This is a genomic window from Pseudomonas syringae KCTC 12500 (assembly GCF_000507185.2).
GTDB lineage: Bacteria > Pseudomonadota > Gammaproteobacteria > Pseudomonadales > Pseudomonadaceae > Aquipseudomonas > Aquipseudomonas syringae.
The window spans coordinates 471,773-497,211 of record NZ_AYTM02000002.1 but is presented as its reverse complement, the minus strand read 5'-3'; the positions used below and the strand labels follow the sequence as shown (position 1 = coordinate 497,211).

General features: G+C 60.2%; 20 protein-coding genes. 13 read left to right on the top strand and 7 right to left on the bottom strand.

Features of this window, described 5'->3' with window-relative positions:
• Positions 1-2: 2 nt before the first annotated feature.
• A complete protein-coding gene (locus V476_RS02715) occupies positions 3-1,520 on the top strand; it encodes an aldehyde dehydrogenase family protein (RefSeq protein WP_024961484.1) in 1,518 nt (505 codons plus the stop codon).
• Positions 1,521-1,524: 4 nt separating this feature from the next.
• Positions 1,525-2,682, top strand: coding sequence for a M20 aminoacylase family protein (locus tag V476_RS02710; RefSeq protein ID WP_024961485.1), 1,158 nt, complete (start codon positions 1,525-1,527; stop codon positions 2,680-2,682).
• Positions 2,683-2,821: 139 nt separating this feature from the next.
• Here V476_RS02710 and V476_RS02705 read toward each other — a convergent pair whose 3' ends face one another.
• The gene (locus tag V476_RS02705) at positions 2,822-4,198 is read right to left on the bottom strand and encodes an L-serine ammonia-lyase (protein ID WP_024664098.1); all 1,377 of its coding nucleotides are present in this window, start codon (positions 4,196-4,198) and stop codon (positions 2,822-2,824) included.
• Positions 4,199-4,327: 129 nt separating this feature from the next.
• Here V476_RS02705 and V476_RS02700 point away from each other — a divergent pair, with 129 nt between their 5' ends.
• A complete protein-coding gene (locus V476_RS02700) occupies positions 4,328-5,239 on the top strand; it encodes a LysR substrate-binding domain-containing protein (protein ID WP_003314779.1) in 912 nt (303 codons plus the stop codon).
• Positions 5,240-5,264: 25 nt separating this feature from the next.
• Here the strand turns inward: V476_RS02700 and V476_RS02695 are convergent, their stop codons facing one another.
• Positions 5,265-6,593: a DUF3100 domain-containing protein gene (locus tag V476_RS02695; protein ID WP_003314780.1), complete on the bottom strand. Its 1,329-nt coding sequence runs from the start codon at positions 6,591-6,593 to the stop codon at positions 5,265-5,267.
• On the opposite strand from V476_RS02695, the gene V476_RS28430 reads away from it, so the two are divergent.
• On the top strand, positions 6,592-6,738 hold the full coding sequence (locus V476_RS28430) for a hypothetical protein (protein WP_154284840.1): 147 nt from the start codon (positions 6,592-6,594) through the stop codon (positions 6,736-6,738). The two genes, V476_RS02695 and V476_RS28430, sit on opposite strands and share 2 nt — an antisense overlap.
• 690 nt (positions 6,739-7,428) lie before the next feature.
• Here V476_RS28430 and V476_RS02690 read toward each other — a convergent pair.
• The 3 genes from V476_RS02690 to V476_RS02680 all read right to left on the bottom strand — a co-directional run bounded on the left by V476_RS02690 (position 7,429) and on the right by V476_RS02680 (position 12,136).
• The gene (locus tag V476_RS02690) at positions 7,429-8,376 is read right to left on the bottom strand and encodes an IS110 family RNA-guided transposase (RefSeq protein WP_051128927.1); all 948 of its coding nucleotides are present in this window, start codon (positions 8,374-8,376) and stop codon (positions 7,429-7,431) included.
• A 1,097-nt stretch (positions 8,377-9,473) separates the two neighbouring features.
• Entirely contained in the window at positions 9,474-10,865 is a 1,392-nt protein-coding gene (gene hglS / locus V476_RS02685) for a 2-oxoadipate dioxygenase/decarboxylase HglS (protein ID WP_024961501.1), read from the bottom strand.
• A 23-nt stretch (positions 10,866-10,888) separates the two neighbouring features.
• Positions 10,889-12,136 carry a 2-aminoadipate transaminase gene (locus V476_RS02680; RefSeq protein ID WP_027902965.1) on the bottom strand — a complete coding sequence of 416 codons (1,248 nt, stop codon included), beginning with the start codon at positions 12,134-12,136 and terminating at the stop codon, positions 10,889-10,891.
• Between the two features lie 255 nt (positions 12,137-12,391).
• Between V476_RS02680 and amaB the strand changes: the two genes are divergently transcribed.
• Positions 12,392-13,882, top strand: coding sequence for an L-piperidine-6-carboxylate dehydrogenase (gene amaB, locus V476_RS02675; protein ID WP_027902966.1), 1,491 nt, complete (start codon positions 12,392-12,394; stop codon positions 13,880-13,882).
• 42 nt (positions 13,883-13,924) lie between these two features.
• On the top strand, positions 13,925-15,211 hold the full coding sequence (gene amaA, locus V476_RS02670) for an L-pipecolate oxidase (protein ID WP_024960314.1): 1,287 nt from the start codon (positions 13,925-13,927) through the stop codon (positions 15,209-15,211).
• A gap of 12 nt (positions 15,212-15,223) precedes the next feature.
• Here the strand turns inward: amaA and V476_RS02665 are convergent, their stop codons facing one another.
• Together V476_RS02665 and V476_RS02660 are read right to left on the bottom strand one after the other, a co-directional pair.
• Positions 15,224-16,597: a sensor histidine kinase gene (locus V476_RS02665; RefSeq protein ID WP_003427583.1), complete on the bottom strand. Its 1,374-nt coding sequence runs from the start codon at positions 16,595-16,597 to the stop codon at positions 15,224-15,226.
• Positions 16,594-17,256 (bottom strand): response regulator, encoded by a 663-nt coding sequence (locus V476_RS02660; protein ID WP_003412541.1) that lies wholly within the window; start codon positions 17,254-17,256, stop codon positions 16,594-16,596. The genes V476_RS02665 and V476_RS02660 overlap by 4 nt, the downstream gene beginning before the upstream one ends.
• A gap of 167 nt (positions 17,257-17,423) precedes the next feature.
• Here V476_RS02660 and V476_RS02655 point away from each other — a divergent pair, with 167 nt between their 5' ends.
• The 7 genes from V476_RS02655 (at position 17,424) to V476_RS02625 (ending at position 25,428) form a co-directional block, all read left to right on the top strand.
• Positions 17,424-17,687, top strand: a complete 264-nt coding sequence (locus V476_RS02655) for a PepSY domain-containing protein (protein WP_003349279.1) — start codon at positions 17,424-17,426, stop codon at positions 17,685-17,687.
• Positions 17,687-18,232, top strand: a complete 546-nt coding sequence (locus V476_RS02650) for a cytochrome b/b6 domain-containing protein (RefSeq protein ID WP_024960313.1) — start codon at positions 17,687-17,689, stop codon at positions 18,230-18,232. Before V476_RS02655 ends, V476_RS02650 begins: the two co-directional genes overlap by 1 nt.
• 38 nt (positions 18,233-18,270) lie before the next feature.
• The gene (locus tag V476_RS02645) at positions 18,271-19,569 is read left to right on the top strand and encodes a sialidase family protein (RefSeq protein ID WP_024960312.1); all 1,299 of its coding nucleotides are present in this window, start codon (positions 18,271-18,273) and stop codon (positions 19,567-19,569) included.
• Positions 19,566-20,186: a hypothetical protein gene (locus V476_RS02640; RefSeq protein ID WP_003349274.1), complete on the top strand. Its 621-nt coding sequence runs from the start codon at positions 19,566-19,568 to the stop codon at positions 20,184-20,186. The genes V476_RS02645 and V476_RS02640 overlap by 4 nt, the downstream gene beginning before the upstream one ends.
• Positions 20,187-20,196: 10 nt before the next feature.
• Positions 20,197-22,230, top strand: coding sequence for an LTA synthase family protein (locus V476_RS02635; protein WP_024960311.1), 2,034 nt, complete (start codon positions 20,197-20,199; stop codon positions 22,228-22,230).
• A gap of 349 nt (positions 22,231-22,579) precedes the next feature.
• Entirely contained in the window at positions 22,580-23,194 is a 615-nt protein-coding gene (locus tag V476_RS02630; RefSeq protein ID WP_003314791.1) for a biliverdin-producing heme oxygenase, read from the top strand.
• Entirely contained in the window at positions 23,191-25,428 is a 2,238-nt protein-coding gene (locus V476_RS02625; RefSeq protein ID WP_016568623.1) for an ATP-binding protein, read from the top strand. The genes V476_RS02630 and V476_RS02625 overlap by 4 nt, the downstream gene beginning before the upstream one ends.
• Positions 25,429-25,439 lie beyond the last annotated feature (11 nt).

Genomic DNA, 25,439 nt, shown 5'->3' with positions numbered 1-25,439 from the left:
CGATGAGCACTGTAAAAATCCTCGAACTGATGCGTCCTTACTGGGGCGATCGCAGTGTCATCGCCAGCTACGTCGGCGGCCAGTTCATCGAAGGTCACGGCGCGCCCGTCGAAGTGCGCAATGCCCATGACGACAGCCTGCTGCTGAGTTTTCCGGACGCCGACGAGTCGTTGGTCGAAGTGGCCGACAAGGCCGCCAGGGCTGCTCAACAACAATGGTGGGCACTGACCGCTCAGGCACGTGGCCGCGCCATGTATCAGGTGGGCAATCTGATTCGTGACGAGCTGGAAAACCTCGCGCAGATCGAATCCCTGACCGCCAACAAGCCGATCCGCGATGCCCGTGTCGAAGTACTCAAAGTGGCTGAGATGTTCGAGTATTACGCCGGCTGGGCGGACAAGCTGCACGGCGAGATCATCCCGGTGCCGACCACGCACCTGAACTACGTGACCTACGAACCGCTGGGCACGGTGTTGCAGATCACGCCCTGGAATGCGCCGATCTTCACCTGTGGCTGGCAGATCGCTCCGGCAATTGCAGCGGGCAACGCGGTCATTCTCAAGCCGTCGGAACTGACCCCACTCAGCTCGCTGATGGTCGGCGTGCTGATCGAACGTGCCGGCGTGCCGAAAGGGCTGGTCAACGTGATTGCCGGTTTCGGTCATTCCATCGGCCAGGCGTTCATTGCCAAGGCTGACATTCGCAAGGTGGTGTTCGTCGGTTCACCCGCCACTGGCCGGCATATCGCCGTGGCGGCAGCGCAGCGTTGCATTCCTGCGGTGCTGGAGCTGGGCGGCAAGTCGGCCAACATTGTGTTCGACGACGCCGACCTGGAAGTCGCCTTGCGCGGTGCCCAGGCTGCGATCTTTTCCGGAGCCGGGCAGAGCTGTGTTTCCGGTTCGCGCCTGCTGGTGCAGGAATCGATCTTCGAGAAGTTCACCAATGCCCTGGCAGTGGCAGCGACACAGTTCAAGGTCGGTGATCCGAGCGACCCTGAAACCCAGATCGGCCCGATCAACAACGCCAAGCAATACAACCACGTGAAAAACATGGTCGAGCAAGCGCTCAAAGACGGCGCGAAGCTGGTGGGCGAGCATGCTGATCCGATCCCGGAAAAGCCCGGTTACTACATCAACCCGACCGTTCTGGCAGGCTCAAACGAGCTCTATTGCGCGCAGGAAGAAATCTTCGGCCCGGTGGTGGTGGCGATTCCATTCAAGGACGAAGAGGATGCGATCCGCATCGCCAACGACAGCCGTTTCGGCCTGGCCGGTGGTGTCTGGACCCGCGATGTCGGCCGCGCTCACCGCGTTGCCAGACAAGTGCGTGCCGGGACCTTCTGGGTCAACGGTTACAAGACTATTCACGTCAGTTCGCCGTTCGGCGGCTATGGTGAGAGTGGTTATGGCCGGTCTTCCGGTCTGGATGCCCTGCGCGAGTACAGTGAAGTGAAAAGCGTCTGGGTCGAAACCGCCGCCAAGCCAGCCGCCAGCTTTGGCTACGGCGCGAGTCTGGAGTAAGCACATGTCCATTTCAAAAACGTTGATTGACGAAGCAACCGTGTGGCGCCGCACGCTCCACGCCGCGCCGGAACTGGGCTTTCAGGAGCTGAAAACCTCTGACAAGGTGGCTGAGCTGCTGAGCAGTTTCGGCATCGAGATTCACCGTGGTCTGGGCGGCACTGGCGTGGTCGGCACCCTGCGTAACGGCGACGGCCCGACCATCGGCCTGCGTGCCGACATGGATGCCTTGCCGATTCAGGAGCTGGGCGACAGCGTTCACAAGTCGACCCACAAGGGCTGCATGCACGCCTGCGGTCACGATGGCCACACCGCGATCCTGCTGGCCACCGCCAGGCATCTGGCCGAGACTCGGCGCTTTCGCGGTACGGTGCATTTCGTCTTCCAGCCTGCCGAGGAGAACCTCGGCGGCGCACAGCGAATGATCGAAGACGGGCTGTTCGAGCGCTTTCCGATGGAAGCCATCTACGGCCTGCACAACTGGCCGGGTGTGCCTGCGGGCAAGGTGGTGATCAATCCGGGGCCGATGATGGCGTCGCTCGACACCTTTGAAATCATCCTGACCGGCAAAGGCAGCCACGCGGCCATGCCGGACAAGGGCTACGATCCGATCGTGGCCGCGGCCGAACTGGTCCTGGGGCTGCAAACCATCGTCTCCCGGCGCCTGTCGCCACTCGATTCGGCGGTGGTCAGCATCACTCAGTTCAATGCCGGCGAGGCGATCAACGTGATCCCGGAAACCGCCACGCTGCGTGGCACCGTGCGTTGCCTGCAAACCCCTGTGCGGGAAAAGGTCCAGCGCCTGATCGGCGAGTTCGTCGAGCGTTTGCCGACGGCCTTCGGCGTGCGCGGCGAGCTGGTCTACAACGTCGGCTACCCGGTGACCGAAAACCATGTCAAAGCGGCAGCCACGATCCGTCGTGCAGCGGTCGCTGCAGTGGGCGAGGCCAACGTGCAGTGGGGCTGCAACCCGTCGATGGCCTCCGAAGACTTCGCCTTCATGCTGCACGCCTGTCCGGGTGCTTACATCTGGATGGGCGTCGACGGCGAGAAGCCGTCGGCGGCGTTGCACAACCCTTACTACGACTTCAACGACCAGGTCATCGAACCCGGCGTTGCGGTGTGGACCTCGCTGGTGGAGCAGTGTTTGCCGGTGGCTTGAATGGCTCGCGCGCTTACGCCAGCCTTTGATTCTGGCCGTAGGCCATAGAGCTAACCGGTTCGCGAAAAGGACGGTACATCCGCAGGAAATGTACTGTCCCTGACGCTCTCGAATACGTCGCGACGCCGATGAATGCCTGTCAGCACTCGATCAGGTTGACCGCCAGGCCGCCGCGTGAGGTTTCCTTGTATTTGTCGTGCATGTCGGCGCCGGTGTCGCGCATGGTGCGGATGGCGTGGTCCAGCGAGATGTGGTGCTCGCCGTCGCCGCGCAGGGCCATCTGGGCGGCATTGATGGCCTTCACGGCAGCAATCGCATTGCGCTCGATGCAGGGGATCTGCACCAGCCCGCCGACCGGATCGCAGGTCAGTCCCAGATTATGCTCCAGGCCAATCTCGGCAGCGTTCTCTACCTGCTCGGGCGTCGCGCCGAGGATCTCTGCCAGGCCCGCGGCGGCCATCGCGCAGGCCGATCCTACCTCACCCTGACAACCGACTTCGGCACCGGAAATCGAAGCGTTTTTCTTGCACAGAATGCCGACTGCAGCGGCGCTCAGGAAAAAGCGCACCACGTCATCGTCATTGGCCGTGGGTTTGAATTTCATGAAGTAGTGCAGCACGGCGGGCACGATGCCAGCCGCGCCGTTGGTGGGCGCCGTCACCATGCGCCCGCCTGCGGCGTTTTCTTCGTTGACCGCGAGGGCGAACAGGTTGACCCATTCCATGGCGCTCAGCGTCGAGCCGATCACGTTGGGGTTATCCAGGTTCTGCAGGTTCTGATGCAGGCGGTAGGCACGTCTCCGCACGTTCAGGCCACCGGGCAGGATGCCGGTTTCCACCAGGCCCTTGTCGACGCAGGCACGCATCGCGGCCCAGATCACCATGATTTTCTCGCGGATTTCTTCCTCGCTGCGCCAGACCTTTTCGTTGGCCATCATCAATTCGGAAATGCTCATGCCGTGGGTTTTGCACAGCCTCAGCAGTTGCGCGCCGCTGAAAAAGTCATAAGGCAGCACAGTCGTGTCACTGTCCAGTACACCACTGGCTGCCTGCTCGGCGTCAATTACAAAGCCGCCGCCCACCGAATAGTAGGTTTGCTCGTGGAGTTCGCCGTTCTTGCCATAGGCGCACAGCGTCATGCCATTGGGATGGTAGGGGAGGCTTTCATCGAGCAGGCACATGTCCCGCTCCCAGACGAAGGTGATGGCCTGTTCGCCCGCCAGCATCAGCTGGTTATCGGCACGCAGCGCGTCGATGCGCTGGTTGACCTGGCTAGGGTCGATCTGGTCAGGCCACTCACCCATCAGGCCCATGACCGTTGCGCGATCGCTGCCGTGACCGATGCCCGTGGCCGACAGAGAACCGTACAATCGCACCTCTATTCGTTCTACGCTGTGCAACCGGTTGTGATTGCGCAGTTCGGTCACAAACAGTGCGCCGGCGCGCATTGGCCCGACGGTGTGCGAACTGGACGGCCCGATGCCGATTTTGAACATGTCGAAGACGCTGATAGCCATCACGAAGGTCCTTCAGGTGAGATGATGCACGGGAATTTGGTATTCCCCTTTTTCTGTTACTCATCTTTGGCTTCGGCTGTCGAAACGACAAACGATTGTTGCTATGCAACGCTTTAGCGGAACTCTTCAATGAGCAGAATCTTCAACGCACAGATGCACGCCTGGCTACAGGTGTTCGCCTGCGCGGCCCGTCACCTGTCCTTCACCCGCTGCGCGGAAGAATTGCACGTCACCCCCGGCGCGATCAGTCAGCAGATGCGCCAGCTCGAAGAGCGCCTGGGCTTTGCGCTGTTCCACCGGGTCGGGCGCGGGCTTGAGCTGACCGCTGAAGGTCAGCGTCTGGCGGTGGTCGCCAACGAAGTGCAGAGCCGTATCAGCGAAGAACTGCGCCTGCTGTATTCCGGGCGTATCGGCGGGGTGTTCAAGCTGCGTTGCATTCCATCATTCTTGAGCAAATGGCTGATGCCGCGCCTGCCACGCTTGCAGGCGGCGTTTCCCGACATTCAGTTGCGTATCATTGCCGAGGACAGCAGCGGGTCGTTGCGTGATGACGATTTCGATCTGGCCATCGACCTGAACGACGGCAGCTATCCGGGGTTGTCGACTACGCCCTTGCTGGAGGAAGAGCTGTTTGCGGTCTGCTCGCCTGACTTGCTAGTGGGCAAGCCGCCGCTGGATACGCCGAGTCAGCTGGTGCACTTCCCGTTGCTGCACGACATCACCGCCTGGCGCGGCAGCTATGAATATGCGGAGTGGGAGTTCTACCTGACGGCCATCGGTGCCGATGGCATCGATGTGCGTCGCGGTCACACGTTCAATCGTAATCACCTGACCATCGACGCCGCGCGCATGGGCATGGGCGTGGCCATTGCGCGTAAGGCGCTGATCACCGATGAGCTGGAGCAGGGCTTGCTGATCGTGCCCTTCGGCCATCCGATCAAGGCCAGAAAGAAATACGTGCTGGCCTATCGCGAAGGGGCGCTGAGCACCCCGTCACGTCGCGCAGTGCATGACTGGCTGGTGAACGAGGCGCTGGGCTGACTCGCGCCGAATCAGGCAGTGTGGATCAATGGAACAGCTCAGCGATCAATACCGCGCCAATGAACGTACCGAAGTTGGCGAGGAACGACACCAGTACAATCCTCCAGCCCAAACGGCGGAAGGCCGGGAGGTCCTTGGCAATCGACAGACCGGCGAAGGTCAGCATCGGAGTAATGACCGCCAACAGGTTGATCGAACTGGTGATCCGCGCAATCTCGGCGGCCCAGGGGCAAGCTGGCGAGGTCAGGAACATTGCCACCAGCGACACCATGCACACCGCAGGGATCTTGCGGCGAAGCAGGTTGCAAAACACCTCACCCACGAAGGCACAGAAAATCATGATGCCCATGCCGGTGAAGGCATCGCCTGACAGTGTCTTGTAGCCGACATAGTTGGCAATCAGTGCCAGTGCACCCGCAGCCAGCCACGCACTGATCTTGCCCGACCAGCCCAGTTCCGGCACCTCCAGCGACACGTCGCTGTGGCGCAGGCCTTCCTCGCTCATCGATGCCTTGGTGGTGCGGCCGATCAGCGGCTCGAGCACACGATAGCCCCAGACCGCCAGTGGCAGGGAGATGAACAGGGTGAAGTAGGTACCGATGGTGGTGGTGATCAGGTTCGAGGCTGCCGCCAGCGTCATGACTTCCTTGGCGACTTCCGGTGTTTGTTGTGCGGCAATCGCCCCGGCAGCGGCGGCCATCATGCTGCCCGAACCGATGCCTGAGCCCATCGCCAGCGAGTTGGGATGGAAGATCCCCAGGCTGGCGATAAACCCGGCGACGATGGCAATGAACAGCGCGCCGAACAGGGTGCCCGTCAGGTACTCGGCCAATACGCCGCGACCTTCAGGAGAGTCCATGCCATAGCGCTCGCCGATGATTGCCAGGCTCGGCTCACGGCCGACCGAGAAGGTCGCACCGATGGCTTCGCGCTTGATACCGAGCATCAGTGCGACCGGCAGACCGAGCATCACGGTGCCGACGAAGTGGCCGAACTCCTGAAACATCAGCGCCCACCCGGAGGCGAACACCACCGGCAGCGAGCCGCCGACCACCAGGCCGAGCTTGGCAATGAAAAGCAGCAGGGCAGGTTGCAGGATGGAGGCCGAGCGCAGTTGCGTGCCGTGATCGATGCCAATGGTGCCTGGCATACGGCGGCTGGCAAGGCCGATCATCGCGCCCAGCAGCAGCGCCCACACCATCGGCAACAACACCACCTTGCCGGGGCCCAGCGGGATACTGACGGCACCGATCATTTCGGCAATGGTGAGGATAACGGCGGCCCAGACATACAGTTTCACCGTCGATGAAACGGCCTGATTGTCACCCGACACTGCAGCGTGTGAGTTTTGCATGATGATCCCCTTGCCTGCTGAATGGCCTTTTTCAGGCCTTATCAATCGTTATTCTGTTTTTCAGGTCGGCGCGGTGAAGCGCCAGGGCAGCGTTGAAAAGTCCATGAAGTCATGGAGACCGTTATCCGGCCAGGTATTTTTATGAGGTCTGAATGTGATCCAGACCCAGGCTGCTTCGAGCCTTTGCAAGGGGATCACAGGGTGCGCTATTTGAAGGGATGAGCCTTTGAATACGGCACTTTGCTGTCCACACGCAACCGCAGTATGCATAGCACGAGGTTGCACACCAATATTGCGAATTTTATTTATCGTTGCTTTAAACAGAACACAGAACGCCCCGGAATGTGACGCAGCGCGCTCATCATTATGCACAAGTGCGCTTTTGATTCTGGCCGAAGGCCGTAGGAGCGAACTTGTTCGCGAAAACGATGTTTCAGGCGATACATTCTCGTGAAGGCTTGCGGCCCCTTCGCGGACAAGTCCGCTCCTACGCCCGTTGGGCAGAATCAAAACGGCCTTTTGCCCAAGGGGTAGCGAACCGGGAATGTGACGCAGCGCGCTCATCGTTATACACAAATGCGCTTTTGATTCTGGCCGAAGGCCGTAGGAGCGAACTTGTTCGCGAAGACGACGTTTCAGGCGATACATTCTCGGGAAGGCTTGAGGCCCCTTCGCGGACAAGTCCGCTCCTACGCCCGTTGGGCAGAATCAAAACGGCCTTTTGCCCAAGGGGTAGCGAACCGGGAATGTGACGCAGCGCGCTCATCGTTATACACAAGTGCGCGTTTGATTCTGGCCGAAGGCCGTAGGAGATTCTATGGTTTTGGCAAAGCCCTCAAGCCACTTTTGTTTGATATTCGCTCTGGTTCTTTAACAGAGCGAAGACTACTCGAGCCAACTTTCGGGAGAGCATGACCAGCGCTTGAGTTGTACTAAAGCCACGCTTTCTCTGCTCTTCATAAAAAGGCTTCCAGGCCGGCGTACGGCTCCCGGACATAGCCGCGTTGTGCAGCAACCGTCGGGCTTCTGGATCGCCGCGTTTGGTCAATCGACGAGGTCCATCACTTTGCCCTGATTTGGATACTCTCAGGTCCAGCCCAAGAAACGCGATAAAGGCGTTCGCTCCGCTGAACTCGCCTCGCTGAAAAGAAGTGACCAAACGAGCTGCAGTCAGAAAGCCGATCCCTTCTACTTTCATACAGCGGTTGACCTGCCTCATCAGACCGGCTTCCTGCAGTACATCGCGAATCTTCTTTTCAACGAGCGCCTCAAATCGTTTCATCGAGTTGACCTGATTGGCGAACGCTGTTCTCAGAAAAGGCTCGTTGGTCCAGCTTTGCACCAGGCCAGTACGAGCCTGAACCAAGGCTGCACGACGTCGGAACAGGCTCAGAAGCTGCCGATAAAGCGGGCTCGCAGGTATCCAGGGCCGCAACTCATCAAGCTCGTTTTTCAGGTATCGGGCCAACAAACGAGCATCTTGGGCATCGGTTTTGGCGCGTATGTTGACGCCTTTACGGTAATGACTGAGCTGATAGCCATCCACCATATAAATGTCACAGCCTGCTTCGTGGGCCGCATCCGCGAACAGGACGTGATAGACGTTAGTGGCTTCGATGGCGATGGCGCAGCTGCTCGCCAAGGCCTTCAGCCATTGGGTGATGGCGACTTTGGTATTGGGGATTGCCTCAAGTCGATCATATTGATCGTGGTAGATCACCAGCTCATTCTTGGCGACATCTACACCGATGATCGGTTTTTCCAGAGTAACCCGCATTGCCATAACGCCTCCTCGGGGATAAGGTTTACAGACTTGAAGGGGCCACCCAGAGGCGCAGGCTTGTTTCTATCGTAGGTTGTGAGCCTTAAGCATTCTTTATCGGCGCTTGGGTGAAAGGAGGAGGGGTGAAATCTCCTACGGGTCTGTACTGCGCGAACAGTCAGAAGCGAACTAAGTCCCTCCTCCTCCCTTCAAGTCTTACCATACAAGCGAACTTGTTCGCGAAGACGATGTTTCAGGCGATATATTTTCGGGAAGGCTTGCGGCCCCTTCGCGGACAAGTCCGCTCCTACGCCCGTTGGGCAGAACCAAGACGGCCTTCTGGACAAGGGGTAGCGAACCGGGAATGTGACGCAGCGCGCTCATCGTTATACACAAGTCCGCTTTTGATTCTGGCCGAAGGCCGTAGGAGCGAACTTGTTCGCGAAAACGATGTTTCAGGCGATATATTTTCGGGAAGGCTTGCGGCCCCTTCGCGGACAAGTCCGCTCCTACGCCCGTTGGGCAGAACCAAGACGGCCTTCTGGACAAGGGGTCGCGAACCGGGAATGTGACGCAGAGCGCTCATCATTATGCACAAGTGCGCTTTTAATTCTGGCCGAAGGCCGTAGGAGCGAACTTGTTCGCGAAGACGACGTTTCAGGCGATACATTCTCGGGAAGGCTTGCGGCCCCTTCGCGGACAAGTCCGCTCCTACGCCCGTTGTGCAGAACCAAGACGGCCTTCTGGACAAGGGGTAGCGAACCGGGAATGTGACGCAGAGCGCTCATCGTTATACACAAGTCCGCTTTTGATTCTGGCCGAAGGCCGCAGGAGCGAACTTGTTCGCGAAAACGATGTTTCAGGCGATATATTTTCGGGAAGGCTTGCGGCCCCTTCGCGGACAAGTCCGCTACTACGCCCGTTGGGCAGAACCAAGACGGCCTTCTGGACAAGGGGTAGCGAACCGGGAATGTGACGCAGAGCGCTCATCGTTATACACAAGTGCGCGTTTGATTCTGGCCGAAGGCCGTAGGAGCGAACTTGTTCGCGAAAGATTCGGTATGGGCGCCAAAAAAGCATCGCCTGAAACATCATCTTCGCGAGCAAGCTCCCACTAATTAGCAGGCGGGACTGCTCAGTTCCAGTTCCCTGGCGCATCTCTCCAGGGAACGCCGTTGGGTGTCGGCATACAGGTCCAGTTCGTTGAGCGTCCCGCGTCCCAGCGCCCGCTCGAAATCCTGCTGATTTGAATTCGTCGCGTAATGCGCCTGTGCGTTATCGCCCAGATTGGACTGGAAGATGCCCGCCGCACTGACCGGCAAAAAGTCTTCGTACACCAGTGGCTCGAAGCGCACATGACCTGCTTCGACAAGCTGCTCCAGACTGCCGGATGCGCGCGCGGAAATGCCTGACTCGGTCGGGAAATAGCGAAAGTAGGCCAGACCCTGCCTGCGCATTTCAGCGTGGCTGTCCGGAAACGCTTTGAACGTTTCTTCCAGCAGCCCGGCATAGCGAACGGCATTAGCCTCATTGGGGAACTCGCCCAGCGCTTCGCGGGCATCGTTCAGCAGCCGGTCATACAGCTCACGGCCTTTGGGCGTCAGTGCAGCGCCACGCTGTTCGATCTCGCCGAAGCGTGCCGAGTGGCTACCTGACTGACTGTCACCCTGGCCGATGAAGGCAATCGGTTCTTCCAGCGCCTTGAAACTGGTCTGGCGCAGCAGGATCGGACATTGGCGACGTGGCGGCCCTTCAACCACCGCTTTGGGTGTGATGCCCTTGCCAGGCATGCCGGCCTGAACCGCATCGATGTCCAGCGTACGTGGCGTCAGGTGGTTGATATGCGGACCTCGAAACGCCACCACATCAACGATCAGGCGATGCTGAGTGTTCAGCTTCTGATAGTCGTCCAGCGAAACCGTCGCCGTGTTGTGCCAGCGAAAGGTTTCCAGCGCCTGCTGAATGAACTCGGACGCATCGGCTTCGCTCAAGCCGCCGTCTGCTTCATGCTTGTCGATTAACGCCAGGGCGCCGGGCGTGAAGATATTGCGTTTGCCCAGCACCTGACCGGCGAATTCACGCAGGCTGTCGCTTTCGATCAGCTCCAGACGCAGCAACGAAGTGAACACGCGAAACGGACTGACCTGCAGCGCCTGCTCATGCACGGCGCGAAAGGCGGTGGAGTGAACCGGCACGCCGGCCGCGCTCAGGTCGTAGTAACCCACCGGCTGCATGCCCATGACCGCGAACAGGCGGGCGAGGGTGGCCAGTTCCTGTGCCGTGCCGACGCGGATCGCACCGTGCCGTTCCATGTCCAGGCGCTGGATTTCACCGGTCTGGCGCAGGCTGTCCAGCACACTGCTGTCATGGGTCATGACCTGTTCGTTGACTTCACTCACCAGCGCCATCAGCGTCCCGTACAGCGGCACTTCGTGCTTGTACATCTGCGACATGGCGCGAGAAAAACCCGCGCGGATCTGATCCGGGTCGGCAAAGCGTGCTGTGCTCATCAGGGTGTTTTCTCCGTACGGGTTCAAGCCAGCGCCGCCAGGCAGCGCTCGAAAATATCCAGCCCTTCGTGCAGCACGTCGGGCTCGATGGTCAGCGGGATCAGCAGGCGGATAATATGCCGCGATTTGCCGCTGGGCATCAGCAGCAGCCCGGCGTCCCTGGCTGAGCTCAGCAGCTCGGCGAGCTGTCGGGTGCCGGGCTCGCCCTCCGCCGTGATCAGTTCGATACCGCGCATGCAGCCAACACCGGTCAGCTTGCCCAGATACGGCGACAGTTTGCTCGCCTGCCAGGCTTCATAGCGTGAAACGATGGCGTGCTCCTGCTGCTCGCCCCAACTGGACAGGTTGGCATCGGTCATCTGCGCCAGTGACGCAAGGCCCGCTGCGCAGCCAATCGGGTTGCCGGAATAGGTACCGCCCAGGCCGCCCTTGGGCAGGTTGTCCAGCAACGGCTTGCGACCTACCACGGCGCCCAGCGGGATGCCGCCCGCAATGCTTTTGCCCAGCAGAATCAGATCGGGCTCGATGCCCAGACGACTGAACGCGAAACGCTGCCCGGTACGGCCGAAGCCGGACTGGATTTCATCGGCGATCAGTACGATGCCGTGCTTATCGCAGAACGCTCGTAATACCTGGGCAAAGTCCGGCTGCATGGCCAGAAAACCGCCTTCGCCCTGAACCGGTTCGAAGATGATGCAGCCCACGTCGTTGACGTCGATCTCGACGCTGAACAGCCGGTCCATGGCCTTGAGTGCCTGCTCGGTGGACACGCCGTTATCCTTGCTGGGGAACGGAACGTGAAAGACCGGGCCGGGCAGTACGCCGACTTTCTGTTTATAGGGCGCTACCTTGCCGTTGAGGTTCAGGGTCGCCAGCGTTCGGCCATGAAAGCCACCATCGAATGCGATGACCGAAGTACGGCCAGTAGCGCCACGTACGATCTTCAACGCATTTTCGGCCGCTTCCGCACCGCTGTTGGTGAGCATGCCGCTGAGGGGGTAACTGACCGGCACGAACTGCGTGAGCTGCTGCATGAAACGGATGTACGGGTCATGAGGCGTGGCGTTGAAGCAATAGTGGGTCAGCTTTGCCGCCTGATCCTGAATGGCCGTGACCACCTGCGGGTTGCAATGCCCCAGATTGAGCACCCCGATGCCGCCGACGAAGTCGATGTAGCGTTTGCCGGCGGTGTCCCAGACTTCAGCGTTGCGGCCGTGGGACAGCGTGATGTTGTGGACAAACGAAATGGATTCGCTGATGTGTTCGCTCATCGGTCTGGCCCCGACTCCGGGTGATCATGATGGGCTTATCCAAACAAACATCGGGCAGCGCTCGCAAACGAAATAAAATCACCGGGTCATTCCAATAATTCCCGATGTAATGGCTTTTCTGGCTGCTAGTGATCAGAAGTTCATTCCTAAAAGGAATCATGTTTTTCAAAAACGTCGTTTGTAGCCCGACCCTGAGTGGCTTGATACTGAGGTCATCGATGATTTCCACCGTGGTTTCATGACAGGAGAATCAACATGGTTGCCGAGTTACTAGCACGTCTGGGCGTGGCGAACAGTGCCCACACACAAGGGGACTATCCGGTTTACACCCCGATTGATGGCAGCCGCATTGCCTCGGTCACGCTTGAAGACAAGGCACAGGTCGTGGCGCGTATCGACAGCGCCCACAGCGCGTTTCTGAAGTGGCGCACAGTGCCGGCCCCACGGCGTGGCGAGCTGGTGCGGATCTTTGGTGAGGTGCTGCGTGAGCATAAGGCTGATCTGGGCGAACTGGTGTCGGTCGAGGCCGGCAAGATCACTCAGGAAGGTCTGGGTGAAGTGCAGGAAATGATCGACATCTGCGACTTTGCCGTCGGTCTGTCGCGTCAGCTGTACGGTCTGACCATCGCCTCCGAGCGCCCCGGTCATCATATGCGCGAAACCTGGCACCCGCTGGGTGTGGTCGGTGTAATCAGCGCGTTCAACTTCCCGGTCGCGGTCTGGGCCTGGAACACCACGCTGGCGCTGGTCTGCGGCAATCCGGTGATCTGGAAGCCTTCGGAAAAGACCCCGCTGACGGCACTGGCCTGTCAGGCGCTGTTCGACAAGGCGCTGAAGATTTTCGGTGATGCCCCCGCAGCACTGGCGCAATTGGTGATTGGTGATCGTGACGCCGGCGAAGCGCTGGTCGATGACCCGCGCGTGGCGCTGATCAGCGCCACCGGCAGCACCCGCATGGGCCGTGAAGTCGGTCCGCGTGTCGCCGCCCGTTTCGGGCGCAGCATTCTGGAGCTGGGTGGCAACAACGCGATGATTCTGGCCCCGAGCGCCGATCTGGACCTGGCCGTGCGCGGCATTCTGTTCAGTGCGGTAGGCACCGCCGGTCAGCGTTGCACCACGTTGCGCCGCCTGATTGTGCACCGTTCGATCAAGGACGAAGTGGTCGCCCGCGTCAAGGCGGCCTACGCCAAGGTGCGCGTCGGTGATCCGCGTGAAGGTAATCTGATCGGTCCGCTGATTGACCAGCAAGCGTTTTCGGCCATGCAGAACGCGCTGACCAAGGCCCGTGACGAAGGCGGACAGGTGTTCGGTGGCGAGCGTCAGTTGCAGGACAAATACCCGAACGGCTACTACGTCACGCCGGCCATTGCCGAAATGCCTGGCCAGAGCGACGTCGTGCGTCACGAAACCTTCGCGCCGATTCTCTACGTGCTGGCCTACGACGACTTCGAAGAGGCCCTGCGCCTGAACAACGAAGTACCGCAAGGCCTGTCGTCTTGCATTTTCACTACCGACCTGCGCGAGGCCGAGGCTTTCCAGAGCGCCGCGGGCAGCGATTGCGGGATTGCCAACGTCAATATCGGCACCAGCGGTGCTGAAATCGGCGGGGCATTTGGCGGCGAGAAGGAAACCGGTGGCGGCCGCGAGTCCGGCTCCGATTCGTGGCGCGCCTACATGCGCCGGCAGACCAACACCGTTAACTACTCCCGCGAGTTGCCGCTGGCTCAGGGCATCGTGTTCGACTGATGTGAACCGGGCGCTTATCACCGACATTGCTGGAGTTTTTCGATGGTGCAGTTTGCTGAAGGCTGTCTGTGGGAACAATTGACTCCGCAACGTCCGGTCAGCCCGGCCCTGAGCGGTGAGCGGAGCGCCGACGTGTGCATCATCGGCGCCGGGTTTACCGGTCTGTCCGCGGCGTTGCGCTTGCTGGAAGGCGGCAAGTCGGTGTGTGTGATTGAAGCGCACCAGGTCGGGCATGGCGGTTCCGGACGCAACGTCGGCCTGGTGAATGCCGGGACCTGGGTGGCGCCCGATCAGCTGGACAAAGTACTGGGCAGCGTCGACGCCAGTCGACTGAATGGCGCATTGGGCGCGGCACCGGCACTGGTGTTTGCGACCATCGACCAGTACCGCATCGATTGCCAGGACACGCGCACCGGCAACCTGCACATGGCGCATAACGCCAAGGGCCTGGCTGACTTGCGCAGCCGCGCCGCACAGTGGCAGCGGCGCGGTGCCAACGTCGAATTACTGACCGGCAAACCCTGCGAAGACGCCTGTGGTACCGACAAGGTCAGCGGTGCCTTGCTCGATCACCGCGCCGGCACGGTGAACCCGATGGCCTATGTCTCGGGCATGGCGCTCAACGTGGTGGCGCAGGGTGGGCAAGTGTTCGGTGATTCTCCTGTCAACGGCTTGCAACGCACCGCTGACGGCTGGAAGGTCTCTACTGCTGCGGGCAGTGTGAGCGCCGAGAAAGTGATCATCGCGTCCAATGCCTACACCGAAGGCGAGTGGACCGATATCAAGGATCACATCTTCACGGGCTACTACTATCAGGTCGCTTCGCAGCCACTCAGCGGTGCCGAGCAGGCGCAGATTCTGCGCGGCGGGCAGGGTTCGTGGGATACGCGCACGGTGCTCAGCAACATTCGTCGTGATGCCCATGGGCGCCTGCTACTGGGCAGCCTGGGTAACGCCGGCAATTATCCGCTGTGGTTCATTCGTCAGTGGGCGGATCGCGTCCAGCAGCATTACTTCCCGCAACTGGGCCGGGTCGAGTGGCAGAGCACCTGGACCGGGCGCATCGGCTTCACGCCGGACCACTTGTTGCGCCTCTTCGAACCAGCGCCAGGCTTGCTGGCGGCGACCGGTTTCAATGGCCGCGGGGTGACCACCGGGACGCTGGTGGGCAAGTGCTTTGCCGATTACCTGCTGACTGACGATGCAACTGCGTTGCCGATGAGTTTTTCAAGCGGCAAAAAGGTCTCGGGCAGTTCGTTGCGCAGCCTGGCCTACGACGCGGGCTTCACCCTGTATCACGCCGGGCAATGCCTGCGCGTGGTGCTTTGAGCCGAGCAGGGTTCAGCTCGTCCTGCTCTTGATGCGCAGCTCTGCACACAGTCCGCCCTGGGCCGAGTTGCGCAGGTGCAGACTGCTTTCCAGTTTGCGCACGATCATGTCGACGATCGCCAGCCCCAGTCCTGCGCCATTGCTGTGACCCTGACTGTAAAAGCGTTCGAACAGGCGCGCCTTCTGTTGTTCGTCGATACCCGGCCCTGCGTCTTCGACTGACAGGTGCGCGCTGCCATCTTCCTGGGTGTGCAGGACGACGCGAATCTCGCTGGCGGTCGGGGCGAAATTCAGCGCATTGGTCAGCAGGTTCTGCAGGGCAATGGTGATGGCTGCCGGGTCGCTGCGGATCACGCAATCCTCGCCTTCCTCGAACACCAGATCGACGCGCTTTTCCAGGGCCAGTGGCGTGAGTTCGGCCATCTCCTCGCGTACCAGTGTGTTTAGCTCGAAGGTCTGTAACTGGCTGACTTCAAGACGCGGTTCCAGGCGTGCCATGGTCAATAACTGACTGGCCAGGCGGGCGGCGCGGTCGACGCCATGCACGAGGAAATCCAGTGCTTCCAGGCGTTGCTCCGGGGTTTCGGCCTGGCGTGCGTTCTGCGCGTGGATGCGCAGAATGGTCAGCGGCGTGCGCAGTTCATGGGCCGCGTCGGCGATGAAGCGTCGCTCGCGCTCCAGCACACTCTCGATCTGGGTCAGCAGGCGGTTGAGCGCGTACTGCATGGGCTCCAGTTCTTTGGGCAGGGGCGTTACATCAAGCGGTTCGAGGCTTTCGGCATCGCGTTTGCGGATGACTCTGGCCATCGCTTGCAGCGGGCGCAGGCCCCAGCCTATGGCCAGCCATATCGCGACCACCAGCAGAGGCACACCGATCAGCGTTGGCCACAGCGTGTGACTGACAATGCGCTGAATCAGGTCCTGGCGCACGTCATCGCGCTCACCCACCCAGATCAGAAAACCCTGCTGTGGATCGGCGAGGAGAAAGCCGCACCACTCGTGCCCGTTCTCGACCAGATCATGGGAGCCTTCGGTTGCCGGAGGTGCACTGAGCAGCGGCGCTTCGGCCGAGCGCACCAGCAGCTCGCCCGAGGTACGCCAGACCTGAAAGGTCAGCCGGGTTTCGTAAGGATGGGCCACGCCGCTGGTGCCGACCCGGCTCATGGCCTGATCGAACGCCTGATACAGCTTGTCGAGGTCCTGCTCACCTGCTGCGCGCTGACGCAGCACACCTTGCAGCAGGCGTGCACTCTGGGCCAGTTGTGCATCGTAGACTTCTTCGATTTCGTGATGGCTGTCGCGCAGGGCGAGCAGGCTGATGGTCAGGTCGCCGAGCAGCAACAGCATCAGTACCGGGATCAGAATGCGCGCGCGTACCGAGGTCATGCCTTGAGCTCCAGCAGGTAGCCGACGCCGCGCACGGTACGGATCAGCTCGGTAGACAGTTTCTTGCGCAGGTTGTGAATCAGCACTTCCAAGGTGTTGCTTTCGACCTTGTCCTGCCAGCCGTACAGGGTATTGGACAAACGCTCGCGGGTGACCACTTTGCCGGGGCGGATCATCAGTTGATGCAGCAGTTGGTACTCCATCGGCGTCATCGGTACTTCGCTGCCCTTGAAGCTGACCTGTTGCGACGCCGGGTCGAGGCTGATGCCCGCGTGCTCCAGCAGCGGTTGCGCACGGCCCTGGCTGCGCCTGAGCAGGGCGCGGACCCGGGCTTTCAATTCATCGACGTCGAAGGGCTTGATCAGGTAGTCGTCCGCACCGGCATCCAGACCGGCAATACGGTCGGCAGTCCCGTCGCGTGCAGTCAGGATCAGCACCGGCAGGGTGAGCGCTTCAGCGCGCAACTGGCGCAGCAGGTCCAGGCCATCCATGCGTGGCAATCCGAGGTCGAGCAGCAACAGGTCGAATGGCTCGCTGCGCAAGGCGTGCAGCGCGCTCAGTCCGTCCTCCAGCCAGTCAAGGGTGTAGCCCTCGGTATTCAGGGCCACGCGGATGCCTTGACCAATGGCTCGATCATCCTCGACGAGAAGCAGGCGCATAGGGTTTGACCGGTGAGTGTGGGAAGAAGGGCGCCATGATGCCGTCAGCAGGCAGCAGCGCGAAGTGCCGTGTGTCCGGGAAGATGTTACGAGCTATTACGTATTAAGCTTTTCCTAAGATTCGTTTCGCACAGTAGGCGCTCCTTAACTGCTTGCGAGTATCTGTCATGCGTAAAGTCCTGCTGATTTCCCTGTGTCTGGCCAGCCCGCTGGCACTTGCCGGCCCGCAATGCACCACGGCTGACAAGTCCCAATGGCAGGATCAGGCCAAATTCCAGGAGCAGCTCAAGGCTCAGGGTTACGAGATCAGCAAGTTCAAGGTGACTGACGGCAACTGCTACGAAATCTATGGTTTCGACAAGGACAAGCGCAAGGTCGAGATCTATCACGATCCGGTGACGGGTAAAGCGGTGAAGACCGAGACCAAGTAATGAGCCGTGTTTCCCTGCGCCTGTGGGACCCGCTGGTCAGGCTGTTTCACGTCTCGATCGCGGGTGTTTTTGTTGCCAATTATTTCTTCAATGAAGCAGGTGGCGACTGGCACATCTGGCTGGGCTATTACGCGGTTGCCTGGCTGGCGGTGCGCGTGGTGTGGGGATTCATTGGGCCGCGCAGCGCACGCTGGAGCGATTTCTGGCCACATCCGGCGCGCCTGCGTGCGCACATGCGCTCGCTGGTCGACCGGCGGCCGATCCATCGGCTCGGCCATTCCCCGCTCGGCGCGCTGGTCATGGTACTAATGATGGTGCTGATCTTCGGCATGGGCCTGACCGGCTTTCTGATGGAAGAGGTCGATGCCTTGTGGGGCGCCGACTGGCCGCAGGACATCCATGAAATTCTCGCCAACACCTTGTGTGCCCTGGTGGTACTGCACATGGCCGCCGCCATCTTCGAAAGCTTTCAAGTGCGTGACAACCTGCCCTTGTCGATGCTGACAGGCAAGCGACGTCCGTTGCCCGAAGATCGCCATCGCTGAAACCACACCTTTGTTCCTCTTTACAGTGATGCCTCCCGATGCGTGTTATTTCCCGAAACCTGACTGCATGGAGCGCAGGCCTGATTGTTGTGGCGATTTTTCTCAGTGCGTGGCTCAGCCATCCACAGCACCGTATTGCGCCCTTTGCGGTCAGCCCCGCGCCAGTTGGCGCTGAGAGCGTGGCGCCCAAGGCGTCCTATATGTCGCGTTTCGCGTCTTCCGACCTTGACGACTTCGTGCATTCCTCAGCCGTGACGGCATTGCCCGGCGGCGATTTGAGGTCGGTGTGGTTCGCCGGTTCTCGCGAAGGGGCGGGCGACGTTGAAATACGCACCTCGCGCTTCGATGCGGCCAGTGGTGAGTGGGGCGGCGAGCAGGTGCTGGCAACCCGTGAGTCCACCCAGTCAGGCACCGGTAAATACATCCGCAAACTGGGCAATCCTGTGATCGCCCTGGCTCCGGACAATCGCCTGTGGCTGTTCTACGTTTCAGTCTCGGTCGGCGGCTGGGCGGGCAGCACGGTCAACGCCATGGTCTCCAGCGACATGGGCGCCAGCTGGTCGCCGCCATGGCAACTGGTGACAACACCGTTCCTGAACATCAGTACGCTGGTGCGCGGCGCGCCGGTGTTTCATGCCGACGGTTCGATCGGCCTGCCGGTCTATCATGAGTTTCTTGGCAAGTTTGCCGAATACCTGTACCTGAGTGCCGACGGTGAAGTGATCGACAAGTTTCGCATCAGCCGTGGCAACAATTCCCTGCAGCCCACCGTGGTGCCTTTGGATGGGCAGCGCGCCGTGGCCTTGTTGCGCTATGCCGGCGAGACGTTCCACCGGGTGCTGGCCAGCCGCACCGAAGACGGCGGGCAGAGCTGGAGCGAGCCGTATCCGCTGACCCCGAGCAACCCCAACTCTTCGCTGGCTGCGGTGGGTGTGCCGGGCAGGGGGCTGCTGGTGGCGCTCAATGACCTGCGCGAGGGGCGCTTCAAGCTCAGCCTGTACGGCACTGATGAAGAGATGAACGTCTGGAGGCCCTTGATGGATTTCGACAAGTCGCCCGATCCGCTGGGCACGCCGTTTACCCTTGAGGCGTACAAGGAGGTGATCGGCGAGGGCTTCCGCAGTTCCAGTGGCGCCCTGCGTCAACCGATGGAAGAGGCGTTTCTGAGCAATCTGGACCAACGCGTCTGCTCGCCCCAGGGCTGCGACTTCGAATACGAATACCCGTACTTCATCCGTAGCCCGGACGGCCTGTATCACTTGGTCTACTCATGGAATAACACCTTCATCAAGCATGTCAGCTTCAACGAGGCCTGGCTGGCGGAGCAACTTTTATGATCGCGTTGGGATTGGCTCATCTGGCGTTTGCCTGGACCCTGTTTGTACTGTTGGCGCCCTTGACCGCATCGTTATGGTGGCGCTGCGGCCTGCTCGCCGCCGTCTCGCTATTGAGTGTGATCTCGATCGACGGTCTGTCGATGGCGTCTTATGCCCGTAGCCTGACCGATGACCTGGCCATCAGCAGCCTGGTGCTGCTGGGCTGGCTGACCCTGCAGCGACTGGGTGTGCTCCAGCCGCTGGCCGTGTCCAGGCGCGCGGTGGTGCTGCTGGTGTTTGCTGCGCTGGCACTGACGCTGTACCCGGCCACACTGGGCCTGACGTATTTCGATCCGTACCGCTGGGGTTACAACCCGCGGCCGATGATCATGATTGTCGCTGTCATCGCACTGGGGCTGGTCTTTATGCGCAATGCGCTGGCCGCGGTGATGCTCAGCGCTGCGACGCTGGCCTTCACTTTCCGCATCAAGCCATCGGAGAATTATTGGGATTACCTGATCGATCCGCTGCTTGGCCTTTACTGTTGTGGGGCATTGCTGATCCTGGCTGTCCGTTTTGTTTATCGCCGGGCAATGGAGACGCGCCGTCCGGCCGCTCTGTCTGTCGGCAATGTCTAGAGGAATGACGATGAGTTGGTTGCAATCGCGACGCCTGCATTATTGGCTGGGCGCGGTCATGGTGGTGTTCCTGCTGTCGGCGTTGCTGAGGGGTGTGTTCTTCTTCGGGTTTTCCGGCATCGAGCCGGGCACGCTGTTCACGCATGGCGAGGTCGCACAGACGCTGGGCATCGGTTTGCGCTTCGACTTGCGCCTGGCGCTGCTGATACTGCTGCCGGTCGCGGTGCTGCTCTGGTTGCCGGGCTGGAACCTGATCAGCGTGCGTGCCTTGCGCTGGCTGGCGCGAGGCTATCTGATCGTGGCGCTGGCGATCCTGACGATGATTTACATCGTCGATTTCGGCCATTACGCCTATCTCGGCGTCAGGCTCAACGCCAGCGTGCTGCGCTATCTGGAGGATGCGCAGATTTCCCGGGACATGCTCTGGCAGACCTATCCGGTGTTGTGGATCACTGTCGGCTGGCTGCTCACGGTCGCCGTGCTCGGCTGGGTATTGATCAGGCTTGAACGTGTCACCCTGGACCGTGAGGCCAGGCCAATCAAACGCGGGTCCGTGGTCTGGGGTTCGGCGCTGATGGTCTGTGCAACCTTCCTCGGCCTGCTGGGCCGGGTCGAGAATCTCAATCTGGAAAACCCGGTACCGTTGCGCTGGAGCGATGCGTTCTTCTCCGGCAACAGTCAGGTGGCGGCGCTGGGGCTCAATCCAGCGCTGTTTCTGTACGACACGCTCAAGGTCTCGCAGTCGAACTTCGATGAACCCGAGGTGCGTAAGCACTATGCACGGGTCGCGCGTTATCTGGGCGTTCCCCAGCCAGACGTGCAGGGGTTGAGTTTCAAGCGTCACCAGACCGTGCAGCCTTACCGGCTGCCGGGCGAGCGGCCGCCGAATGTCATGTTCGTCATGCTCGAATCGCTGGGCACCAGTGCCGTCGGCGCCTACGGCAACCCGCTGAACCCGACGCCGAACCTGGACCATCTGGCCACCCAAAGCTGGTTCTTCAAGCACTTTTACGTGCCGGTTACCGGCACTGCGAAAACGGTCTGGGCGAGCATCACTGGGGTGCCTGACGTGACACGACAGGAGACCGCCACACGCCATCCGCTGCTCACACGGCAAAACACCATCATCAACGACTTCAAAGGGTACGAGAAGCTGTACATGATTGGCGGCAATTCCGGCTGGGCCAACATGAACGCCTTGATCCGTCGCAGTATCGACGACGTACGGCTGTATGACGAGCGCGACTGGAAGTCACCGCAGGTGGATGTCTGGGGGATTTCCGACCTGGACCTGTTCAAGGAGAGTGACCGGATCCTGCGTGCGTTGCCAGCCGACAAACCGTTCTTTGCCTACGTGCAGACTGCGGGTAATCACCGGCCGTTTACCATCCCCAAAGACAACGACGGTTTTCAGGTCAGCGACAAGACTGTTGAGCAGGTCCAGGCCGCTGGTTCGCGCAGCGTGGAACAGTACAACGCCGTGCGCCTGCTGGACTTCAATATCGGGCGGTTGATGGAACTGGCCAAGGCGGGCGGTTACTACGAAAACACCATCTTTGTGCTGTTTGGCGATCACAACACGCGGATAAGCCAGATCCCGCACATGGCGCCGGCGTTCGAGCAACTGGGCCTGGAGAGCAACAACGTCCCGCTGTTGATTCACGCCCCCGGCCTGCTGGGCACACGGGTCGTCGACGAAGCGGTCGGCCTTGCCGACCTGTTGCCGACAGTCGCCGGGATGGCCGGTATGGACTTCACCAGCGGCACCATGGGCCGTGACATCCAGCAAGCGGCTCCAGAAGGTGAGCGTGTGGTGCCGCTGGTACTGCGCGAAGGTACGTTCCCGCTGATCGGCGGTGTCACGCGCAACTACCTGCTGCAAATGGAGCACGACGGCAGTTCGCCAACGCTCCATGACCTGTCTTCCCCCACGCCGCTGGACAACGTTGCCGAACAGAACCCGCAAGAGTTCGAACGGCTGCGCGACCTGACCCGCGGCCTGCATGAAACCTCGCGAATGATGCTGTATCAGAACGTGCGTTGACAGAGCGAGCCAGCTTTATTCAGGGGGGCACGTGAGCCGCCGATCGAGTCGGTGGCTTACGAGAGGATGGCATCATTATCGGATGATGTTAAAGTGCTTGCCTGCGCGAACCGCGCACGCGCCGAACGCGTATGGGCTGGGTTTCGACTATCGTCGTTAGTTGAGCGCGTATTTTGCGGGCAGTTGCAAACCGTCGTCTTGTAACGCTGACTGTTTTTCTTTGTGAACGGTGGTATTTCATCGTAAGCCTAGGAAAGACCTGTCAGATTTTGCTCTGAATCTGTATTTTGGCGGCCTGTTTTCGCTCGGATGCGTTTTCTGCCCATTGCACACTCAAGAGCCTTCCTGGATGCCGGCAAGTTTTCCACGTGTTCCCCCGCCCAAACTGCTTGATGCATTGCGTGCTGAAACCAGTCAGTTGCACGTCGGGCTCGAAAAACGCATGCCGTTTTTTTCATCCACTCTGGATCACGCTCTTTACCTCCGTCTGCTACAGGCTTACTACGGTTTTTATGCACCGCTTGAAGCGATACTGCATGCCAGTGCCTTGATACCTGCGGAGCTTATCCCGCTCGAGAGGGTCAAAACCCCTGTGTTGGTCGAGGATCTGCGTGCATTGGGGCTGTCCGACCATGACATTGGCCAATTGCCCCGCTGCGACCAGTTACCCGCTGTTGATTCTCCCGGCGCCTGTATGGGGGTGATGTATGTGCTGGAAGGGGCGACATTGGGCGGGCAAGTGTTGCGACGCGAAATAAACAAGCGTCTGGGTCTGGATGAGCAAAGTGGAACGGCCTTTCTCGATGTGTATGGTGCCCGCACCGGACCTCGCTGGAAGGCATTTCTTAATCATCTGGATGAAGTAGCCCGAGAAGTTGCCTTTACTGATGCCGCCGCCTCTGCAGCGCACTCCACATTTGCATGTTTCGAGCACTGGCTCGAGGGTCAAAAGGTACTGTTATGAGCCAACTCGACAAAGACGCCTTTGAAGTCCTTCTGGCCAATTGTGCAGATGAGCCCATTCAGTTTCCCGGTGCCATTCAACCTCATGGTCTGCTGTTCACACTGACAGAGCCCGAGCTGAAAATCCTGCAAGTCAGTGCCAACGTCAAGGCTGTGCTGGGCCATATGCCCGAGCAGGTGCTCGGCAAGGGGCTGGACTGTGTGCTGGGCGCTGGCTGGGCCGACGTGATCCGAAGCGCCAGTGCTCATGATTCGTTCATTGACGCGCAACGCCTGCTGATGTCGATCAACGGTATCGAGTTCGAAGCCATGTTGCACCGCCATCAGGGCGTTCTGGTTCTGGAGCTCGAAATTCAGGGCAAGGATGCGCAATCGGTCAGTTATTCCGAGCGCACCGGCAACATTGGGCGCATGTTGCGCCAACTGCACGCCGCGACTGATCTGCAGACCCTGTATGAAGTCAGCGTTCGCGAGATCCAGAAAATGACCGGTTATGACCGGGTGCTGATCTACCGTTTCGAAGAAGAAGGCCATGGTCAGGTGATCGCCGAAGCCTCGGCGCCAAGCATGGAGCTCTTCAACGGGTTGTTCTTCCCGGCATCGGACATTCCCGAGCAGGCGCGCGAATTGTATCGCCGCAACTGGCTGCGCATTATTCCCGATGCCGATTACACCCCGGTGCCCTTGGTGCCTCAACTGCGCCCGGACACTCAGCAGCAGCTTGATCTGAGTTTTTCGACGTTGCGCAGTGTTTCACCGATCCACTGCCAGTACATGAAGAACATGGGCGTGCTGTCATCCATGAGTGTGTCGCTGATTCAAGGCGGCAAGTTGTGGGGATTGATCAGTTGCGGCAACCGTACGCCGCTGTACGTGTCCCACGAGCTGCGCAGTGCCTGCCAGGCGATAGGCCAGGTGCTGTCGCTGCAGATCAGCGCCATGGAAGCGCTGGAAATAAGCCGTCAGCGAGAGGCGAAGGTCAGGGCGCTCGAGCAATTGAATCTGGCCATGGCCGGGTCCGAAGAAAACGTCTTCGATGGCCTGGCGCAGCAACCACAGTTGTTGATGGATATGGTGGGCGCAACCGGCGTCGCCATCATCGAAGACCGGCAAACGCATTGTTTCGGCATCTGCCCTGAGCCGTCCGACATACGTGCTCTGCATGCGTGGATGATCGCTGGTGGCGAACCAGTGTATGCCAGTCATCATCTATCCAGTGTCTATCCGCCTGCCGAGGCTTATCAGCCAATTGCTAGCGGCGTGTTGGCGATGAGCCTGCCAAAGCCGGTCGACAACGGCGTTATCTGGTTTCGTCCCGAGGTCAAGGAAACGGTCCAGTGGAGCGGTAATCCGAAAAAACCACTGGATATGGAGAGCTCGGCAGGCGGCATGCGTCTTCGGCCGCGTACCTCGTTTGAGATCTGGAAGGTCGAGATGACCGGGATCGCTACGAAGTGGAGCTATGGCGATGTGTTCGCCGCCAATGACCTGCGCCGCTCCGCCCTGGAAAACGACCTTGCCCGTCAGGTGCGCAGGGAGCAACAGGCTGTTCGCGCCCGCGACGAGCTGGTCGCGGTTGTATCCCATGACTTGCGCAACCCGATGACGGTCATTTCCATGCTCTGCGGAATGATGCAGAAGTCGTTCAGCTCCGATGGGCCACACACGTCGCGACGTATTTCCACGGCAATCGATACCATGCAGCAAGCCGCCAGCCGCATGAATGTGTTGCTGGAAGACCTGCTCGATACCTCGAAAATCGAAGCAGGCCGTTACACCATTACGCCGCAGCCGCTGGAGGTCAGCCAGATATTCGAGGAGGCTTACACCTTGCTTGCCCCGCTGGCGATGGACAAGTCCGTCGAGATTTCCTTCAGCGCCGAGCCGGACATCAAGGTCAATGCTGACCCGGAGCGCCTGTTTCAGGTGCTGTCCAACCTGGTTGGCAACGCTATCAAATTCACCCCGAAACTGGGCAAGATTGACGTGTCAGCCATGTCCAACGGCACTGAAATCGTGTTCACTGTGAGGGACTCCGGCGAGGGTATCCCTCCCGAGCAGTTGCCGCATATCTTCGAACGCTACTGGACCGTCAAGGAAGGCAACCCGACCGGCACCGGCCTGGGCCTTTACATCTCCCAGGGCATCGTCAAGGCTCATGGTGGAGAACTGGTAGCGCAAAGCCGCGTGGGCGAGGGCAGCGAGTTCCGCTTCACGGTGCCCATGGCAGTTTGATCGCTTTCTCA

Bases quoted from the DNA above. Each gene is read 5' to 3' on its own strand.
- V476_RS02680 (WP_027902965.1), bottom strand. From the start codon at position 12,136: ATGAGCGAACACATCAGCGAATCCATTTCGTTTGTCCACAACATCACG.
- V476_RS02655 (WP_003349279.1), top strand. From the start codon at position 17,424: ATGCGTAAAGTCCTGCTGATTTCCCTGTGTCTGGCCAGCCCGCTGGCA.
- amaA (WP_024960314.1), top strand. From the start codon at position 13,925: ATGGTGCAGTTTGCTGAAGGCTGTCTGTGGGAACAATTGACTCCGCAA.
- V476_RS02665 (WP_003427583.1), bottom strand. From the start codon at position 16,597: ATGACCTCGGTACGCGCGCGCATTCTGATCCCGGTACTGATGCTGTTG.
- V476_RS02650 (WP_024960313.1), top strand. From the start codon at position 17,687: ATGAGCCGTGTTTCCCTGCGCCTGTGGGACCCGCTGGTCAGGCTGTTT.
- V476_RS02695 (WP_003314780.1), bottom strand. From the start codon at position 6,593: ATGCAAAACTCACACGCTGCAGTGTCGGGTGACAATCAGGCCGTTTCA.
- hglS (WP_024961501.1), bottom strand. From the start codon at position 10,865: ATGAGCACAGCACGCTTTGCCGACCCGGATCAGATCCGCGCGGGTTTT.
- V476_RS02710 (WP_024961485.1), top strand. From the start codon at position 1,525: ATGTCCATTTCAAAAACGTTGATTGACGAAGCAACCGTGTGGCGCCGC.
- V476_RS02635 (WP_024960311.1), top strand. From the start codon at position 20,197: ATGAGTTGGTTGCAATCGCGACGCCTGCATTATTGGCTGGGCGCGGTC.
- V476_RS02660 (WP_003412541.1), bottom strand. From the start codon at position 17,256: ATGCGCCTGCTTCTCGTCGAGGATGATCGAGCCATTGGTCAAGGCATC.
- V476_RS02645 (WP_024960312.1), top strand. From the start codon at position 18,271: ATGCGTGTTATTTCCCGAAACCTGACTGCATGGAGCGCAGGCCTGATT.
- V476_RS02640 (WP_003349274.1), top strand. From the start codon at position 19,566: ATGATCGCGTTGGGATTGGCTCATCTGGCGTTTGCCTGGACCCTGTTT.
- V476_RS02630 (WP_003314791.1), top strand. From the start codon at position 22,580: ATGCCGGCAAGTTTTCCACGTGTTCCCCCGCCCAAACTGCTTGATGCA.
- V476_RS02705 (WP_024664098.1), bottom strand. From the start codon at position 4,198: ATGGCTATCAGCGTCTTCGACATGTTCAAAATCGGCATCGGGCCGTCC.
- V476_RS02690 (WP_051128927.1), bottom strand. From the start codon at position 8,376: ATGGCAATGCGGGTTACTCTGGAAAAACCGATCATCGGTGTAGATGTC.
- amaB (WP_027902966.1), top strand. From the start codon at position 12,392: ATGGTTGCCGAGTTACTAGCACGTCTGGGCGTGGCGAACAGTGCCCAC.
- V476_RS02700 (WP_003314779.1), top strand. From the start codon at position 4,328: ATGAGCAGAATCTTCAACGCACAGATGCACGCCTGGCTACAGGTGTTC.
- V476_RS28430 (WP_154284840.1), top strand. From the start codon at position 6,592: ATGATGATCCCCTTGCCTGCTGAATGGCCTTTTTCAGGCCTTATCAAT.
- V476_RS02625 (WP_016568623.1), top strand. From the start codon at position 23,191: ATGAGCCAACTCGACAAAGACGCCTTTGAAGTCCTTCTGGCCAATTGT.
- V476_RS02715 (WP_024961484.1), top strand. From the start codon at position 3: ATGAGCACTGTAAAAATCCTCGAACTGATGCGTCCTTACTGGGGCGAT.